Here is a 16,689-nt window from a genome sequence, read left to right on the forward strand (position 1 = left end):
GAGTGACGTGGTACGCCCCGAACAGCTGCTCCACGCGCAGCGCCAACCCGTTTCACCGCGCCCGGCGGCAACGATGCTGTTGCTGCGCAACGCTCAATACAAAGGTGCGCCGGCCATTGAAGTGCTGATGACGCGGCGCTCGGCGCAAGCGAGCTTCGCACCGGGCGCCTTTGTCTTCCCTGGTGGCGCCATCGATCCGTCCGATGCACGCATCGCCGCGTGCGCGTCACGACGCGGCACGCAAGACGAAGCGCAGGCAGTTCAGGCTGTGGCCGCCATACGCGAGACATTCGAGGAGCTAGGCGTGTTGCTCGCGCGGCGAAGCGATGGCGCGTTCGTCGACGACAGCGATATGGCGACGCTCGACCGAAGCGCAGCGATCGGGGAACATTGCGCGCAGCGAAGCCTCACGCTCGCCGCCGACTGCATTTATCCGCTTGCGCATTGGATCACCGACCGCGACCTGCCTCGGCGCTTCGACGTGCAGTTTTTCGTGGCGCGCATGCCTGCCGGACAAACCGCTGTCGCGGATGGCGCCGAGCAATTCGAACCGGTGTGGGTCAATCCCTCCGACGCCCTCGCGCGCCACGCTGCGGGCGACTTCGCCATGATCTTCCCAACCGTGCGCACGCTCGAACGCCTTCGTTCGTTCGACTCGGTCGAAGCGTTGCTTGCGGCATGCGCCGGTGAAAAACCGCTGTGGAGCAGTTGTCCGCGCGGTGGCCTGAAAGCCGGCAACGTCGTGCGTTGCATGGAAGGCGACGCGCCATACGGGGAGCTTCGCCTCGTGTGCCCTGATGGCCAGGTACTTCACGCGCTCGACTGGCGATCAACCGAGGCCGTCCCGCTGCTGAAAAACGTGATGCGGCTGACCGTCGCGAACGGCGGCATGATGACGGGACCCGGCACGAATAGCTATATCGTCGGCACAGCGGCAACTGGCTTCATCGTGATCGATCCGGGGCCTGACGATCGGGCGCACCTCCAGCGCATTCTCGCCGCAACGGGTGGCGACATCCGTATGATCGTCTGCACGCACTCGCACGCGGACCACGCGCCCGGCGCGCGGCCACTGCAAGCCATGTGCGCGAACAAGCCAGCGATCCTCGGCCTGCCGTCCGGGTCCTTTGCGAGGGCTAGCAGCCATTTCGTCCCGGACCGCGAACTGCGCGACGGTGAATGGCTCGCGCTTGCCTGTGACGGCGAGACACATCGATTGCTTGTCGTTCCGACACCGGGGCACGCGAGCAACCACGTGTGCCTCGTCCTCGTCGAGGACGGATTGCTGTTCAGCGGAGACCACATCCTGAATGGAAGCACGACCATCATCGATCCGCCCGACGGCAACATGACTGCGTACCTCGCGTCGCTGGACCGGCTGGACGCGATCTGCGCCGAACATGAGATCGACTTCATTCTGCCTGCACACGGCTACGTGCTCGACCGCGCGCGTGAGCAGATCGCGCGCTTCAAGGCGCACCGCATGGCGCGGGAAGCAAAGATCGCGCAGGCAGTGAAGACACTGCCGAACGGCTCGATCGATGACTGGCTACGCCATGCTTACGAGGACGTACCGGCAAAGCTCTGGCCAGCCGCGGCCCGCTCGCTGCTTGCTCATCTCGAACGGTTAGACGAACAAGCCCCGCGTTGCTGAATGCAAACTGCCTGCGCGCGCCCGTTTTCAATCCGGGCACGGGCAGACGATTCGAAAGGCGCCTTAGCGCACGCTCAGTTATCTTCTGCAAATGCGGCCAGCCGGCCGTGAATGAGTGCGCGCGCCTCAGCAACCATCCGGCTCACGAGTTCCGCGCAGGTGGGAATATCCTCGATCAGCCCGATCGCGAGACCGGCAGGGAACGTCCCATCTTCCGTATCCCCCGTTTCGTACATACGCTTTCCGCGCTCGCCACTCACGAGTGGTTTGAGATCCGCGAACGTCGCGCCTTCCTTGTATTCGAGTTCCAGCACCTTCTCCGCAACTGAATTTCTGAAAATGCGCGAGGTGTTCTTCAGCGTGCGGAAAATCAGCGCCGTGTTGCGCTCGTCGTTCTCGACCAGCCTGCGCTTGACGTTCTCATGAATCGGCGCTTCCTGCGTGGCCATGAATCGCGTGCCCATGTTGATGCCGTCCGCACCGAGCGCGAGTGCGGCGACCATGCCGCGCGCGTCGGCAATACCGCCCGATGCCAGCATCGGAATACGCAGCTTCGCGGCGGCCGCGGGCAACAGAATGAGGTTGGGCACGTCGTCTTCGCCTGGGTGGCCGGCACATTCGAAGCCGTCCACGCTCACGGCGTCACACCCCAATGCCTCTGCTTTCAGCGCGTGCCGCACGGAGGTGCATTTGTGGATGACCTTGATTCCCGCAGCCTTGAACGCCGGCATGTGCGGCTCGGGATTACGCCCCGCCGTCTCGACCACCTTCACGCCGTTCTCCACGATCGCTTGCACGTACTCATCGTACGGAACCGGTTTGATCGTCGGCAGAATCGTCAGGTTCACCGCGAACGGCTGGTCCGTCAACGATCGAACGCGGCCAATCTCGTTGCTCAGCGCCTCCGGCGTGGGTTGCGTGAGCGCGGTGATGGTGCCGAGCGCACCGGCGTTCGAGACGGCAGCGGCCAGTTCCGCGCGGCCCACCCACATCATGCCGCCTTGAACGATGGGATATCGAATCCCAAGCAACTCTGTAATGCGCGTTTTCATGTACTGATCCTGTGATGTAAGTGCAACCTGCTTCTGCAGCGCGCGGCACGTCGAGCGAGGTACACGCGTTTGTATTTACGAACACCGTGCAATTATATACACTTTATTCACGTTGCCGATACGGGTGCGCAGCACACGCGCACGCGCGTCGGATTGCACGAGGCATGAATGATCAGGAGAGTTGATGAACACGCGAGACAAAGAAATTGGCACTGAGGTAGCATCGGTTCGCCCGACGCGAGATCAGGCGGAAGAAGCCGTGCGAACGCTTATCCGATGGGCGGGCGACGACCCCCAAAGAGAAGGTCTCACTCAAACACCCGCACGCGTCGCGCGCGCGTATCGCGAGTTCTTCTCCGGATACGAATCCGATCCGATGCAGATTCTTGCTACGACGTTCTCCGAAGTGGATGGCTACGACGAGATGGTGGTGCTAAAAGACATCCGCTTCGAAAGCTATTGCGAGCACCATATGGTGCCCATTATCGGGCGCGCACACGTTGCTTACCTGCCCGAGCATCGTGTGGTCGGCATCTCCAAGCTTGCTCGCCTCGTCGACGTGTATGCCAAGCGTCTGCAGATTCAGGAGAAAATGACCGTTCAGATCGCCGATGCGTTGAACACGGTGTTACAGCCCAAGGGAGTTGCCGTGATCCTCGAAGCCGCGCATCAGTGCATGAGCACGCGCGGCGTGCATAAACCCGGCGCTTCGCTGGTGACGAGCCGGATGCTGGGTGCGTTTCGCGACGATCCCTCAACGCGCCGTGAGTTTCTGTCGATCGTAGGCCACAGCACGATCATGCCGCTGCCCAATAGCTAAAAAGCCAACGTCGGCTCCACGCCGACGTTGGCTTGAATGAGATGCTGGTTGTTCGTGACAAGCTTCGCGCGACGCTTACGCAAGCCCCTAAGCCTCGCTGGGCTGACGTGTCGTGAGAGGCCGCTCGTAAGAAACATCTTCGCGATTTCTCGAACTCACGCCATTGCTCATCAAGATTTCGCGCCAGGCAGCAGGCACTACGGCAGGCGTGAGCTCGTTGATCGCCTCCGAGATGCAGACGCGGGCGGCAATCGCCCACACGCCATTGCGCTTTTCGAAGCGGTCGATATAGCGCCCCACCGCAAGCGTGTCCGGCTTGACGCGATTCTCGCCGAAGAAAAGCCAGTACGTTTCCCCGTGCGCTTCGTTGCCCTTCAGCTCGACACTGTGATTGAAAACCATGTGGTGGTGCGAGAGCTGATGCTCGGCATGGTACGCAAAGGCCCAATCTACGAATTCCTTTGCATTACCAACGAATGCGCCGTGGTCATCGATCCCATCCGGATGGTACGCTGACAGCGTCAACTCACGGTCCATGCGGTCGACCCCGCGGCAATAGCGGTGCACGCATTCGAGTATGGCCTGTTTGTCCAACAGCGCTTCCACGCGTGCGCTCAGCACTTCGTTCATGGTTTCTACCGTTAGTAAGTCATAGCGACGAAAAAGACCACCGCGCCGATCACCGCGCCAATGAAGCAATACCCTTCACCTGTCGACAAATCGGTTTCCTCTTCCTGCGCGCGACTCGCAATCGCACACCCAACGAGGCCCGCGAATGCCGTTGCACCGAGCACGGCAATCGTCATCACAACGTCGAACAGCGCCGAACGGCCCAACTCTTCCATGCGCAAGTCGCGTTGCAGCAGCCAGATCGCCGCTGCCGAAATCGACAAGAGGATAAGCGGGAGCCATACCCTGCGCGCTTCTCGAGCGCGCTCGCCAGCCATCGTTTTCATCGTGCCGCCCCCTCCATGCGCAGCTTGCCGAAGATACGGTGCGCCATCGCACCCAGCGCACGCGCCGCCCAATTCGATTGTTTTGCGCGATCCGATTCGTCCGACGAGGGAGGATGGCTGCCAGCAGGCTGGCGCCGATGGTGGAACGTGTAGTCCGCGAGAGGGCCACGTAAATCGCTGTCGAGCAGGTACATCGCATGTCTCCGATCAGGCTTGTGCCACGCGGGCGCATTCGTGGCGCCTCTATGTCGACATCGTAGGTGACGAAGTTCCGTTATGCAACAACTCGTTCAATTAACTGTGTCGGTGTTTTCACCAGCCGCCAGGGCGTAGCGTGCAGCGTATGCGCGAGCGCAAGCTACGCACACGGTCAATTGTGCGCAACGGATCGTATGCAATTTGGGCAAAGCAAAAGGCAGCCCAGGCCGCATCGCCGATGCGGCTTCGCAACGCGAAAAACGGGCCGCCGAGGGGCGATCAGGAAACCTGGAAACCGCCGTCGACAGCCAGGAGCTGGCCGGTGACATAGTCCGATGCCGGCGAGGCAAAGAACAGCACGGCGCGCGCGATATCGGAGGCGACGCCAATGCGGCCCAGGGGCATACGGCCGGGCTGCGTAATCGGGCCGCTTGCCTGATGGACCTTGGTCGATGCAGCTGCGCCCTCGGTCGCCACGCCGCCGGGCAACACTGCGTTCACACGAATTGCGTCTGCTGCAAATTCGAGAGCAGCCACTTTGGTGAGATTGTTGACACCCGCCTTCGATGCGCCGTAATCGCCGTTGTCGAAGATCACGGGCTGCAGCGAAGCCACCGACGAGATATTGATGATGGAACCGCCGCGCTTGGCCGCTTGCATGCGCTTGATCGCTTCGCGCATGCAAAGGAAGGTGCCGCGCAGGTTCACGCCGAGAACCTTGTCCCACTTCTCGGCCGACGTTTCGACGAATTGCGTCTTCGGATAGATACCGGCATTGTTGACGAGAATGTCAAGACGCCCGAGCTTTGCCTGAACGGTTTCGTACATCGCAAGAATCGAAGATTCATTGCCGATGTCCACCTTGACGGCGATCGCCTTACCTGAAGCGCTTTCGATTTGTTTGACCGTTTCCTGCGCCGCTTCCTCGTTCAGGTCCGCCGCGACCACAGCGGCGCCGGCCGACGCCAGCAACAGCGCCGTCTCGCGGCCGATACCCGAACCTGCCCCTGTCACCACCGCCACTTTCTGATCGAGACTGAAAAGACTCGCCACATTCGTGCTCACTGCTCCTCCTTTGGCTCGCCATGCGAGCGGGTTGTTTTGTGAACGTCATTCGCAAAGATAAACACCCCATCGTGGGGTGTCAAGGTGAACGCAGAAACGAATGGCGCGAGGAGCAGCGAGAATGAATCGGTTCAACGGCGCGGCTGCGCGCGTCACACCGGAGTCGGCGACGCGATCTCGCGCATGATGTCGAGCATCGCGCGGTGCCAGGGCTTGTGGGGTCTATCCGCCCACACCAGCGACACTTCCGTTTCGCCAGATGCCGGGACATCTTCTATATCGACGTAAGCAACGCCTTCCACAGGCAAGTATCGCGCCGAGTCCAGCATCAAACCGACACCCAGCTCGTGAGCGACGAGGTTGAGCATCGTATAGGGGTGGCGAGCCTGCTGGGTCACTCGCGGCGACAAGCCCTCCTCGCGCCGTGCTGCTTCGAACGCGGCGAACAGCGGTTGCGACATCTGCTGAGGGAACATGATGAGGGGATATCGAGCGAGATCCGCGATGCGAATCGAACGCTGCGTCGCGACCGGCCATTTAGCGGGAACCGCAGCCACCACGCGCAGGCGCTCGATCACCACGCTTTCCAGACCCGAGACGTCCGCCGCGCTGGTTACGACCACGCCCAGGTCGATGCTGCCGTTTTTCACGCTCGCGACAGTCAGGGCACTACCACGCTCGATCAACCGGACATCGACACCCGGCCATTGCTTGCGCAGCCCCTGAATGGCGAGCGGCATGATGCGTAGGGCGCACATCGGCACGAACGCCACGCTCAAGCTCGCCAGTTCATCGGCTGCCTGACGCACCCGCCGCTCGGCCAATTCCGCCTGCGCGATGAGCGGCTTGGCTTCCGCGAGCAAGGCGGATCCCGCGGGCGTGAGGGTCACACCGCGCGGCATGCGTTCGAGCAGCTTGATGCCAAGCTGTTCCTCCAGCCGCATGATCGACTGGCTGAGCGGCGGCTGAGCCATGCCAAGGCGTGCAGCCGCACGCCCGAAGTGCTGGGTCTCCGCAACCGCTACAAAGTGCCTGAGATGCCGCAATTCCATGGCTTGATATGACTTCGATATCGAGGGTGCCGCCAGCATATCGCCTTTGTCCTATTGCGGTGCACTGCGGATGAACCCTGGTCACATTGTTGAACGCAGGTGGTATCGGGTGCATGCGGACTTGACGTAGACCTGCACTAAACATACGTTTTTGAATATCGTTCTAAATTATGAATAAAACGAGCCGCCCGGATGAACTGGAAGAGGCATGGGGCAAGAGAACATTTCGAAGCGTGAATACGAACTGCAAGACGGTTCGTTGGTCCGGCATCCTCGAGGCGCCGAAAGCTTCGCGCCCGCGCGCGTGGCCCCATCTCCATCCACACGCGTTGCGCCACCCTGGCAGCCTTCACGGCGCGGTCGATATCGCTCACGCTGCCGAGAGGCACGACGGCTTGAGGCCGCCCTGTTGAAGGGTTGACATGTTCGACGCTGGATGCGCCGTCAGCTTCGACGAATACACCGCCGATATAGAGGCGCCCGGGGACGCCGAGCGGGCGCCGGTGCGATTGGGAAAGTGCCATGTGCCGTTCCATTGTGCGTTTGACTGCTACAGGCAGGAGACGCGTGCAGGAACCGGCGCCGGTCACGCGCCGTCGAGGTCAGTCGTGTCCTCTCCTGAGCATTTTCGTGGTCGGCCTGGCGCGCGCAGCGCGGGCCGCCTCTGATAAATTCGATTCTAGCGTCGGCTCATGCTCTACACTGCTTACTAAACGGAACATTTAGAGTGACTTTTTTTCATTAATCGACGATGCCAGAAATCCGGAATCTGCAGCCTTTCGTTCAGGCCGTCCGTTGCGGCAGCTTCATCGCGGCGGCAACCCGGCTACAGGTCACGCCGCCTGCCATCAGCAAGAGTATCGCGGCGCTGGAGCGTGAACTCGGCGTGCGCCTTTTCAACCGGACCACACGCAAGTTGAGCCTCACGAGCGAGGGGCGGCAGTTCTATCAACGGGTGGCGCCGTTGTTGAATCAGCTCGACGAAGCCGTCGCCGATGTGCGGCGCAGTCCCGAGCATCCGGAGGGCATGATCAAGGTATCCGTCACGCCGACGTTCGGGAGGCATTGCCTGACTCCGGTGATCGCGGAATTTCTGCAACGCTATCCGCTCGTCGAAATCGATATCAGCTATGACGAAATTGCGCCAAGCCTCGTCAACGACGGCGTCGACGTCAGTATTCAGCACGCGCGGGGACGCGGAACCAATCATGTCTGCCGTCCGCTGTGCGACTACCCCATCGTACTGGTCGCGAGCCCGGGCTATCTCGAACGCAAGAGCGTTCCTCAAACACCGGAGGAACTGGCGGAACACGAATTCGTCGGCATCCGTATGCCGTTCGGACTCGCCGCGCTTCATCTCGAACGCATGCCAGGAAGTACGCGAAAGCGCGGCGCCCGGAAGGACAGGACATTCGTCCACCATCCCCGCGGGCGTCTAACCGTGGCAGGCCAACCGGACACCGGCCTCGTCGCAGCGCTCAGTGGCGCAGGGATCACGCCGTCTTCCGTGCCCGTGGTGCTACCGTATCTGCGTAGCGGGGCACTCAAGATCGTGCTTCCCGAATACCGGGTGCGCGGCGACGAGGCTGATGGCACGGGGCCGCGCATTTACGTGCACTACCCCCACCGCCAGTATCTGCCCGCGAAAGTCAGGGTTTTTGTGGATTACCTGCTCGAACGGTTTCGTTCGACCGATACCGGCAAAGCGGAACTCGACACCTTTGCCGCCTGAATGCCGGGCAGCTTCATTCTTCATTCGTGGGCGGCACCGCGCCGTCGATACGCGGAAGGACTCATCGCAACGTATTTGTGGAAGATGTTGCGAAACGCGCGCACATCTGAATAGCCCACCATGACGGCGATCTGCTCGATTGAGACCTGAGTGTTGCGCAGCATGCGCTTTGCTGCCTCGATTCGCAATGAGCTTGCATAAGCTCGCGGCGTCATGCCGAGGCTTCGTGTGAAGCGGCGCAGCAACGTAGCGTGACTGACGGCCAGCACGTCCGCCAGTTCGCTGATCCTGAAGTCCTGGGCGAAACGCTGTGCGAGCCAGAACTGCGCGCTGCTTACGAGCGGATCGTCGCTCGACAGGCGGCCTTCCTCGCGCTCGCCATCCGTGCCTGTCGTCGAGGCGAGCCATTGAGCGGTATGCGATGAAATCGCACGATCGACGAGGCGCGCCACGAGTTGCCATTCGCTTGCCGGCACGCTGCAGGTGTGCGCACCTGCGTGCTCCGCGATCGTGGCGCCTGTGTCCACGCGCACCTTGGGATAGCGCGATCGCAGCAAGCCCCTGAGCACGCGCGCGACAGCCGCAGGGCCACCGTCGAGAAGGCCTGCCTGAGCGAGCAGCAATACCCCTGTGCCGCTTGCGGCCAGTACCGCGCCCCGGGAACGTTGCCAACGCAGCCACTCCGTCACCGGCTGTGCGTGTTCGAGCAGCGTAACGAGCGCCTCTTCGCTGGCCACCGCAAAGGCCGGGACGTAGACGATGCTGTACTCGGCGTCGCCCAGCAAGTCGCCGTCACTATCCATCTTCCGGCCGCCGGCGAACTCCAGACCGCCCGCGGTGGCGCTCAACAGTCGCACCTGCGTCTTCATCGTGTGGCGGTATGGCGGCGCGAACTGCGTAAATACATGTCGCGCAATAAGCGCGAATCCATCCACCAGCGCGCCTACGCTCGACAGATAGGTGCCCGGCAGCACGAGCGCGGCAACGTCTTTCACTGGCTCAGTCGGCGTGGCGGGCCTGCGAATTTCGATCCCCTTATATGCAGAATTTGATCCTCTTTCGCGGCGATCTTAGCACGCATCATCGTCACCATTGTCAGCAAAAAGAATGGCGGGAAGAGCGGAGCCGCTACCCGCCACCCATAGCCGCGCCGCTGCGGTAAAACAGGAGACGCAAATGAAGAGCCTGGAAGAGAAACACGCCTATGGTTTAAAGGTATTCGGCGAAATCATGGGTGAGGAAAAGGCAGCCGGCCTGCGGGCCGCAAGCGAGTCCAACGGCTTCGGCGCCGATATTTCACGCCTTGCCGTCAATTACGCATTCGCGGACGTATGGGGCGACGACAAGCTCGAGCGCAAACAGCGCAGCCTCGTGACGCTCGGCATCCTGATTGCCAACCGCCAGACGCTCGAACTGAAAAACCACGTCCGCATTGCAGTACGCAACGGTCTGAGCGCACGCGAACTGGAAGGCGTGCTTATCCAGGCGCTGCCGTATGCAGGCTTCCCGGCTGTCGCCTCCGCCACCACGGCCGTACTCGAGACGCTGCGGGAACTGGGTATCGACACTACCACCCGCACTTCGGAAGAACGCGGATTGCTGTGAGACGTCGGCAAAGCGCCCCTGCGACCAGAGGAGACAATTTGTGAGCACACCAATCGTGGATATCGTGCCGACGATGCGCGAGTTCAACGTTTCGAACGATCTGCTAGGCGATCACGCCGCGCTGCAACAACGCTGGGACGAAGACGGCTACCTGTTCTTCCGCGACGTACTGGATCACGAGCCGCTCGAACGCATGCGCGCGCTGCTCGTTGACCACCTCGATCGCAACGGTTTCGTAGACCGTAACGATCGGGACGTGCGATGGACCGGCAAGGAGCGCGAAAATTTCAGCTTCTTTCCCGTGAAGGAAATGAACGAGCAGCGCGCCGCGCGAACCGTGATGGAAGATCCCGCAACGCGCGCATTCTTCCAGCGGCTCTTCGACGTACCGCTTTATTGGGTGCCGTTTACCGAATACCGCACTTCGCCGCCCGCCATCGACAAAAGCCGCACACGCTTCGATTTTATTCACGAAGATGCGATCTACAGCGACCGCCTCGACTTCATCATTTGCTGGATTCCACTCAGCGATATCGATGCGCAGGTCGGTGGGCTGGCCGTAGCGGAAGGGCTGCACAAGCTTCCGTGCCTGCATAAGAAGGACGGCGACAAGATCATTCCCATCGATCTCGCGAGCGTGCCCGAGGACGCATGGCGCCGCACGAACTACCGCCTGGGCGACGTGCTGTTGATGAGCCGGCGCACGCCGCATTCCGGGCTCAGCAATCATTCCGACCGCTTCCGCCTATCGCTCGACACGCGGATCCTGCCGCAAGGCGGCAGTTTCCCGTTCGCACCGCGGCTGCCCTATGTGGGCACGCTGACGTCTATCGCGCCTGACCAGATCGTTGTGCGCGACGCGGATGGCGAGCATGTCTTGCGGCTCGACGAAACGAGCTATTTGCGCGGTTTCCAGGGCAACCGCGTGCGCGGCGACGAGATTGCCGACGTTTATCAGCCGGGCTGCGAAGTGATCGTCGCCCATGAAGGCGGCCTCGTTCAAACGCTGCGGCCGCAGCATTGATCGTGCTCTCGCGCGGAAAGACGACGCTTCGTCTTTCCGCTTCGCGTCCTTCAGCGCCCGGGCATTCACCCAACGTATTTTTCTGAACGTCGTGCTAATATTAGAATAACGGCACAATTCCAGGCCATTCTGGGATGACCTGTCGCCTGGCTAGTGACTTCGCGCGCTATGCGCCCGGCCACGACACGGCTGGCATTTCTCTGTAGTTCGACCACCGGAAAAATCATGGCCGATTCATCCGACGTGATACTCGTCATCGGCGCTACTGGCGCGCAAGGGGGGGCCACGGCTCGTCGCCTCCTTTCGGCTGGACGTACAGTGCGCTTCCTGACGCGAGATCCAGACTCGCCTGCTGCCCGGGCACTCATCGAAATGAATGCGCAGGGCCTAAGGGGGGATCTGGACGACCGCGAGTCGCTCGACAAAGCGATGGAGGGCGTCCGCTCCGTCTTTTCCGTTCTCCTCCCCGATTTCGATCGCAGCGACAGGGAGCGCCGCCAGGGTTTCGCGCTCATCAACGCAGCGCGCAACGCGGACGTCCCGCAATTCGTTCATACCTCCGTGGCGCAGGCAGGCAATCATTTGACGTTTCCAGACTGGCACGAGAAGCGCTGGAATCAAAAATACTGGACGGACAAATGGGACGTCGAAGAAGCCGTTCGCTCTGCGGGTTTCGAATCATGGACGGTCTTGCAACCGGCATTCATGATGGACAATCTTGCTGAGCCGAAAGCGGGCACGATGTTCCCGCACCTGCGCGAGGGCTTGCTGCTCAGCGCGTTGCTGCCCGCCTCCCGGCTCGACTGGATCGCCGCCGACGACGTGGGTGCGCTCGCAGCCAGCGCGCTCAACGACGCGCAACGCTGGCATGGCGAGACTGTGCCGCTGGCTTCGGAGAAGCTCACGATGTCTGAAGTGGGATCTCGCCTCGGTCAGGTCCTTGGCACACAGATTCGCGTTTCGCACGTCTCGCCGGACGAAGCGCGAGCAAAGGGCCTCGCACCGGGGTGGGTGAACGCGCAGGAATGGATCAACGCGGTCGGGTATCGCGTCGACATCGATTCGCTCTCCGAACGTGGCATCCAGCTGACCTCGATGACAGACTGGATCGCCGCAAATCGACAGCACATCCCGCTTGCGTGACAGGTGTGCGAAACAATCCTTGAGCAATGGAAAAGCCGCAATGAATGTCTGTGCCCCCTCCTGGTTCGATCTCGCCATGAGCCAGCCACGCCGCTCTCACTTCACCGAAGCCGGCGGGGCCGCAGTGCACTATGTCTCCTGGAACGCCGCAGACACAGGCAAACCTCCGCTCGTCTTCGCGCATGGATTTCTAGGGCACACGCACTGGTGGGACTTCATTGCGCCGTTCTTCACCGACCGCTTTCGTGTGTTCGCTCTGGATTTCAGCGGCATGGGTGAGAGCGGCTACAGGCAGGAATACAGCGCAGACATTTTCGCGCGCGACCTCGTAGCCGTCGTGGATGCAATCGGCTCCGGTCCGTGCGTCGCGGTCGGCCACAGCTTCGGCGGATCGCGTCTCCTGCAGGCGTGCGCGACTTTTCCCGATCGTCTCTCGCATGCCATCGTGCTCGATTCGTATTTCATGCTACGCGGTGACAGCTTGCCTGCCGTGGAACGACGCCCGCCTCCACGCCCCTATCCGGACTGGCAAACCGCCGTCAGCCGGTTTCGCCTCATCCCCGAGCAGGATTGCGGGCCGTGGCTTCTCGAACATCTCGCGCAGACATCGCTTCGCCAAACCGCCGACGGCTGGGTGTGGCGCTTCGACCCGAAGCTTCGGGATCTCCAGCCGGTCGAAGGCGAGGAAGACCTGCTGACCCGCATCACGGTTCCCGTCAGCTACGTTCACGCCGAGTGCAGCAGCGTGGTCAGAGCGGATCGCGCGCGCCACATCGTAGCGGCAATTCCCGGCGCGAAGGGACCCATCACGATGCCGCGCGCAGGCCATCACATGATGCTAGACCAGCCGCTTGCGCTGGTCAGCCTCTTACGGGCGTTGCTGGCATGAAACCCGACACAACTGCAACCTAGTCGAGCGAGTTGCCCCTCTCGGCGCTGATAGCGCGCGCCGTCGAACGGCACGGCGCTACGCCGCTCCATTTTCATACCCAGGGCGGCGCCTATACGTGCACCACGCAGTCCCTACTGCACGACGCGAGAGAAATCGGCAAGGCGCTGCGAGCGATCGGCCTGCGTCGAGGCGATGTGATCGCGATACAGCTCCCCACGCAACGCGAGACTGCGCTTCTGTATCTGGCTGCACTCGAAATCGGCGCCGTGCTCGTACCGATCGTCCACATCTACGGTCCAGCCGAAGTCGGCTTCATCCTCCGGCAGTCGCGCGCCCGATTTCTTTGCGTACCCGACGTCTGGTGCGGCACGGACTACCTGGAGCGTGTCGCCGCGCTGGGCGACCCACCCGATCTGGAGCGCGTTATCGTCGTTGGCGATCGGGCGCCCGCGAATGGCATCACGTTCGATGCGCTGCAACGACTCGCGGCGACAACGCACGATCGGCATTCTGTGGATGCGCCCATGTCGGAAGACATCTGCCTGCTGCTGTACACCTCGGGAACGACGGCTTCTCCCAAAGGCGTACAGCACTCGCATCGAACCGTTGGCGCAGAGTGGCAGATTCCGTTCATCGACGGGCCAGGGCCATACCTCACGCCCTTCCCTGCCGGGCATATCGCAGGCTTCAATTTTCTGTTGCGCCCGTTCGTCACCGGCACGGAGATGGTGTTCATGGATCGATGGGACGCCTCACTCGCCGCGCGACTCATTGAACAGCACCGGGTACGCCTTTCGGGCGGCACGCCGTTCCATCTTCAAGGACTCCTTGATGCCGCTCATCGTGACGGCCGCAGCCTGGCGTCGCTCGTGTCTTACGGTCTGGGCGGCACGGGCGTCACGCCCGAGCACGTCGCCCTCGTCGATCGTGCCGGATTTAAGGGAACACGCGCTTATGGGTTGACCGAACACTCGACGGTGAGTGTTGGCTGGGCCGATTCGCCTTTTGAAATTCGAGCCAACACGGACGGGCGCGTTCAGCCCGGCTCTCAGGTGCGCGTTGTCGACGAGTTGGATCGCGACCTGCCTGCGGGACACGACGGCGAGATTCTCATCAAGGGACCGGAGTTGTTCGTCGGCTACACCGACCCGGCACTCAATGCGGCGGCATTCACTCTCGACGGATGGTTCCGGACTGGCGATATTGGCCATCTCGACGAAAGCGGCTGCCTGACCATTACTGACCGAAAGAAGGACATCGTGATTCGCGGTGGAGAAAACATTTCGTCGCTCGAAGTGGAGCGTGTGCTTGCCGCTCATCCCGCAGTGCGCGATGTCGCCGTCGTGGCCCAACCCGACGCCCGGTACGGCGAAAGAGTCTGTGCCGTAGTCGTCCTGCACGAACACACGGCACTCGACCTGAACGCAGTTCAGACCCACTTTGCCGCCGCGGGTGTGGCGAAGCAAAAGACCCCCGAGCATCTTTGCATCGTTGCAGAACTACCCCGCACGCCATCGGGAAAAGTGCGAAAAGGCGACCTGCGCAAGCAGCTTTCTACGTAACGGCAGTTCAGTCGGCACTTATCGCGCGTGATTGTCCTGGCGGGACTTGAAAAAGCGATCTCGCTGCCGCGACACCTCTTCGGACGCGGCGAGTCGATCGTAAATCGCACGCGCGGCGGCCAGGCCCGCCTCGAAATCAGTCGACTCGGCGGCTGCAGCGATGGCATCCAGGCACTTGCTCTCTATCGCATCGCCACAGGCAAGACGTGCACGCGCCTGAGCGATAACGGGAACCGGATCGTGATCCGGCAATGGCAGCCGACTTATCAATGGCAACGCCGCGCTGCCGATCTTCTCTCGCGCCAGTTCGATCGCCAGGCGCAACACGTGCTGCTCATCGCCCTCGACGATTCGGTCGAATAGTGCTGTTCCGGCGAACGTACTCGCGGTCACGATCTGCGCGCCAAGAATGAATTCGATCGATTCTGCGAGGCCCAGCAGACGCGGCAAACGCTGCGTCCCGGACAACGGGATCACACCAAGCCTGCACTCCGGCAGCCCGATCTGCGCATTGCCCGCGACAAGCCGGTAATGGCAGACCAGCGCCGTTTCCAGCCCACCGCCAATGGCGAATCCGTGAATAGCGGCGACAACCGGCTTCTCGCTCGCCTCGATCACCGGATGAACGTGCAGCGATAACGCGGGGGCTGCCGCAGCAGCGGCCGTGCCCAATTCGCGGATGTCGCCGCCTGCCGAGAAGCCACGACCGCAGCCTTTGAGCACGATCGCTCGAACTTCCGGATCGTGCCGCGCCGCTTCGAACGCAGCGACGAGCCCGCGACGAACTCCGAGGCCCAGCCCGTTGACCGGCGGGTGGCCCATCGCGACGACGGCCACGTCGTCTTCTACGTAATACTCGACGTTCTCGAAGCGCTGAGCGTTCCGGTTGTTCATCGATCGTTCGCCAGCCAACTCGGCATATCCGTCGGCCACGGGTCCGCATATACCGCGTGCACACCCATTGCGGTCGTGTAGGCAAGATTCAGTACATTGCAAAACGCGACGAAGGCCAGCACGCGCAGCGCCGTGCGAACCGCAGAATGGCACTCGAGACGATCGACGCCTCGTTCGATCGCCGTGTAACCGTTGTTGTCGACGCTCATCAGTAGGAACGCAGAAGCCACGAAGGCGGACGGAAACAGCAGGAACTCGTAAACCGGAAACTGGTAGTAGTGACCGCCCCAGAAGGAAACACGCTGAAACGCGCCCGGCCATGCGTCGAATCCCATGAAGCGGCTGGCGGCGATATCGAGCAAACCCATCGTCATCCAGATGGCCGCAAAGCCCGCGAGCGTGAGTCCAACGTTACCTGCACGGGGCCAACGCTTGCGGACCGCACGCATCGCCCATAGCGCGACCACTGCGGTACCCGTGAAAGTGTAGAAATAGCTCGGTGCGTCTATCAGGATGGGCTCAGCAATGCGCGCATGTGGCGATTGCCAGAACGGAATGAAACGGCACCAACAGCCATAATTCAATGCATAGGCGTTATAGGTGAACATCGGACGAAGAAAGTCCAGCCACGGATCAAGCCAGTAGGCAGAGAGCCAGCCGATCATCATGAGACGCACCGCGTCGATGCGGCGGCTTTTGACGATTCCGTAGACGAACCATATTGCCACCGGAATCAACAGCAACACGCTGACCCATTGGTAATGGTCGATCGTCGCCTTCACTGATTCCGGAATCGTGTCCGTGCCCACATCGACGGGGCGAAAGTCCTCCGAACGAATCCATGCCACGTAGGCATAGATTTGCGCAAACGCGAAAAGCGCACCGAGCGCAGCCCACGCATACACCCTGTGCCAGGTCGTACTGCGCCGAGCGACCATCTCCGACATGCTTGCCTCCTCATCATCACACCATTCACATTTGTGAATGGTGGTCTAAAAAATGTACCCTGCTGAGGAGGCAACGTCAAGCGCAATACGCAA

At 61.6% G+C, this 16,689-nt stretch carries 18 protein-coding genes; 8 read left to right on the forward strand and 10 right to left on the reverse strand.

Annotated features, from left to right (window positions below; all coding sequences use genetic code 11):
- Positions 1 to 7 precede the first annotated feature (7 nt).
- Positions 8 to 1,654, forward strand: coding sequence for an MBL fold metallo-hydrolase (locus tag AB4Y43_RS00485; protein WP_368726700.1), 1,647 nt, complete (start codon positions 8 to 10; stop codon positions 1,652 to 1,654).
- Positions 1,655 to 1,728: 74 nt separating this feature from the next.
- On the opposite strand, the gene AB4Y43_RS00490 is transcribed toward AB4Y43_RS00485, so the two are convergent.
- Complete coding sequence (locus tag AB4Y43_RS00490; protein WP_368602263.1) at positions 1,729 to 2,706, reverse strand: NAD(P)H-dependent flavin oxidoreductase; 978 nt, start codon at positions 2,704 to 2,706, stop codon at positions 1,729 to 1,731.
- A gap of 184 nt (positions 2,707 to 2,890) precedes the next feature.
- Between AB4Y43_RS00490 and folE the strand changes: the two genes are divergently transcribed.
- Positions 2,891 to 3,526, forward strand: a complete 636-nt coding sequence (gene folE / locus AB4Y43_RS00495; protein ID WP_368726701.1) for a GTP cyclohydrolase I FolE — start codon at positions 2,891 to 2,893, stop codon at positions 3,524 to 3,526.
- Positions 3,527 to 3,613: 87 nt separating this feature from the next.
- On the opposite strand, the gene AB4Y43_RS00500 is transcribed toward folE, so the two are convergent.
- From AB4Y43_RS00500 to AB4Y43_RS00525, 6 genes are all read right to left on the reverse strand, one after another.
- Entirely contained in the window at positions 3,614 to 4,156 is a 543-nt protein-coding gene (locus tag AB4Y43_RS00500) for a nuclear transport factor 2 family protein (protein WP_368726702.1), read from the reverse strand.
- Positions 4,157 to 4,167: 11 nt separating this feature from the next.
- A complete protein-coding gene (locus tag AB4Y43_RS00505) occupies positions 4,168 to 4,482 on the reverse strand; it encodes a hypothetical protein (protein ID WP_368726703.1) in 315 nt (104 codons plus the stop codon).
- On the reverse strand, positions 4,479 to 4,676 hold the full coding sequence (locus AB4Y43_RS00510) for a hypothetical protein (RefSeq protein WP_083245399.1): 198 nt from the start codon (positions 4,674 to 4,676) through the stop codon (positions 4,479 to 4,481). Before AB4Y43_RS00510 ends, AB4Y43_RS00505 begins: the two co-directional genes overlap by 4 nt.
- A gap of 283 nt (positions 4,677 to 4,959) precedes the next feature.
- Positions 4,960 to 5,745: a glucose 1-dehydrogenase gene (locus AB4Y43_RS00515; protein WP_254353343.1), complete on the reverse strand. Its 786-nt coding sequence runs from the start codon at positions 5,743 to 5,745 to the stop codon at positions 4,960 to 4,962.
- A 152-nt stretch (positions 5,746 to 5,897) separates the two neighbouring features.
- Positions 5,898 to 6,836, reverse strand: a complete 939-nt coding sequence (locus AB4Y43_RS00520; RefSeq protein WP_368726704.1) for a LysR family transcriptional regulator — start codon at positions 6,834 to 6,836, stop codon at positions 5,898 to 5,900.
- Positions 6,837 to 6,934: 98 nt separating this feature from the next.
- Positions 6,935 to 7,321, reverse strand: a complete 387-nt coding sequence (locus AB4Y43_RS00525) for an aldehyde dehydrogenase family protein (RefSeq protein ID WP_368726705.1) — start codon at positions 7,319 to 7,321, stop codon at positions 6,935 to 6,937.
- 227 nt (positions 7,322 to 7,548) lie between these two features.
- Here AB4Y43_RS00525 and AB4Y43_RS00530 point away from each other — a divergent pair, with 227 nt between their 5' ends.
- Positions 7,549 to 8,529, forward strand: coding sequence for a LysR family transcriptional regulator (locus tag AB4Y43_RS00530; protein WP_368726706.1), 981 nt, complete (start codon positions 7,549 to 7,551; stop codon positions 8,527 to 8,529).
- 20 nt (positions 8,530 to 8,549) lie between these two features.
- Here the strand turns inward: AB4Y43_RS00530 and AB4Y43_RS00535 are convergent, their stop codons facing one another.
- Positions 8,550 to 9,524, reverse strand: coding sequence for a GlxA family transcriptional regulator (locus tag AB4Y43_RS00535; protein ID WP_368726707.1), 975 nt, complete (start codon positions 9,522 to 9,524; stop codon positions 8,550 to 8,552).
- Between the two features lie 181 nt (positions 9,525 to 9,705).
- Between AB4Y43_RS00535 and AB4Y43_RS00540 the strand changes: the two genes are divergently transcribed.
- The 5 genes from AB4Y43_RS00540 to AB4Y43_RS00560 all read left to right on the forward strand — a co-directional run bounded on the left by AB4Y43_RS00540 (position 9,706) and on the right by AB4Y43_RS00560 (position 14,755).
- A complete protein-coding gene (locus AB4Y43_RS00540) occupies positions 9,706 to 10,134 on the forward strand; it encodes a carboxymuconolactone decarboxylase family protein (protein ID WP_069266493.1) in 429 nt (142 codons plus the stop codon).
- Positions 10,135 to 10,174: 40 nt separating this feature from the next.
- Positions 10,175 to 11,158 (forward strand): phytanoyl-CoA dioxygenase family protein, encoded by a 984-nt coding sequence (locus AB4Y43_RS00545; protein WP_368726708.1) that lies wholly within the window; start codon positions 10,175 to 10,177, stop codon positions 11,156 to 11,158.
- Positions 11,159 to 11,326: 168 nt separating this feature from the next.
- Positions 11,327 to 12,301 (forward strand): NmrA/HSCARG family protein, encoded by a 975-nt coding sequence (locus AB4Y43_RS00550; RefSeq protein WP_368726709.1) that lies wholly within the window; start codon positions 11,327 to 11,329, stop codon positions 12,299 to 12,301.
- A 76-nt stretch (positions 12,302 to 12,377) separates the two neighbouring features.
- Positions 12,378 to 13,190 carry an alpha/beta fold hydrolase gene (locus AB4Y43_RS00555; protein WP_368726710.1) on the forward strand — a complete coding sequence of 271 codons (813 nt, stop codon included), beginning with the start codon at positions 12,378 to 12,380 and terminating at the stop codon, positions 13,188 to 13,190.
- 32 nt (positions 13,191 to 13,222) lie between these two features.
- Positions 13,223 to 14,755: an AMP-binding protein gene (locus AB4Y43_RS00560; protein WP_368726711.1), complete on the forward strand. Its 1,533-nt coding sequence runs from the start codon at positions 13,223 to 13,225 to the stop codon at positions 14,753 to 14,755.
- A gap of 18 nt (positions 14,756 to 14,773) precedes the next feature.
- Here AB4Y43_RS00560 and AB4Y43_RS00565 read toward each other — a convergent pair whose 3' ends face one another.
- Positions 14,774 to 15,649 carry an enoyl-CoA hydratase-related protein gene (locus AB4Y43_RS00565; protein ID WP_069266488.1) on the reverse strand — a complete coding sequence of 292 codons (876 nt, stop codon included), beginning with the start codon at positions 15,647 to 15,649 and terminating at the stop codon, positions 14,774 to 14,776.
- Complete coding sequence (locus AB4Y43_RS00570; RefSeq protein ID WP_069266487.1) at positions 15,646 to 16,596, reverse strand: spirocyclase AveC family protein; 951 nt, start codon at positions 16,594 to 16,596, stop codon at positions 15,646 to 15,648. Before AB4Y43_RS00570 ends, AB4Y43_RS00565 begins: the two co-directional genes overlap by 4 nt.
- Between the last annotated feature and the right edge of the window lie 93 nt (positions 16,597 to 16,689).

This window comes from Paraburkholderia sp. BR10872 (assembly GCF_040965835.1).
Taxonomy (GTDB): Bacteria; Pseudomonadota; Gammaproteobacteria; order Burkholderiales; family Burkholderiaceae; genus Paraburkholderia; species Paraburkholderia nodosa_A.

Excerpts from the sequence above, each read along its gene's own strand:
- AB4Y43_RS00520 (WP_368726704.1), bottom strand. The coding sequence starts at position 6,836 with ATGCTGGCGGCACCCTCGATATCGAAGTCATATCAAGCCATGGAATTG.
- AB4Y43_RS00550 (WP_368726709.1), top strand. The coding sequence starts at position 11,327 with ATGCGCCCGGCCACGACACGGCTGGCATTTCTCTGTAGTTCGACCACC.
- AB4Y43_RS00500 (WP_368726702.1), bottom strand. The coding sequence starts at position 4,156 with ATGAACGAAGTGCTGAGCGCACGCGTGGAAGCGCTGTTGGACAAACAG.
- AB4Y43_RS00570 (WP_069266487.1), bottom strand. The coding sequence starts at position 16,596 with ATGTCGGAGATGGTCGCTCGGCGCAGTACGACCTGGCACAGGGTGTAT.
- AB4Y43_RS00555 (WP_368726710.1), top strand. The coding sequence starts at position 12,378 with ATGAGCCAGCCACGCCGCTCTCACTTCACCGAAGCCGGCGGGGCCGCA.
- AB4Y43_RS00565 (WP_069266488.1), bottom strand. The coding sequence starts at position 15,649 with ATGAACAACCGGAACGCTCAGCGCTTCGAGAACGTCGAGTATTACGTA.
- AB4Y43_RS00525 (WP_368726705.1), bottom strand. The coding sequence starts at position 7,321 with ATGGCACTTTCCCAATCGCACCGGCGCCCGCTCGGCGTCCCCGGGCGC.
- folE (WP_368726701.1), top strand. The coding sequence starts at position 2,891 with ATGAACACGCGAGACAAAGAAATTGGCACTGAGGTAGCATCGGTTCGC.
- AB4Y43_RS00530 (WP_368726706.1), top strand. The coding sequence starts at position 7,549 with ATGCCAGAAATCCGGAATCTGCAGCCTTTCGTTCAGGCCGTCCGTTGC.
- AB4Y43_RS00490 (WP_368602263.1), bottom strand. The coding sequence starts at position 2,706 with ATGAAAACGCGCATTACAGAGTTGCTTGGGATTCGATATCCCATCGTT.
- AB4Y43_RS00540 (WP_069266493.1), top strand. The coding sequence starts at position 9,706 with ATGAAGAGCCTGGAAGAGAAACACGCCTATGGTTTAAAGGTATTCGGC.
- AB4Y43_RS00505 (WP_368726703.1), bottom strand. The coding sequence starts at position 4,482 with ATGAAAACGATGGCTGGCGAGCGCGCTCGAGAAGCGCGCAGGGTATGG.
- AB4Y43_RS00510 (WP_083245399.1), bottom strand. The coding sequence starts at position 4,676 with ATGTACCTGCTCGACAGCGATTTACGTGGCCCTCTCGCGGACTACACG.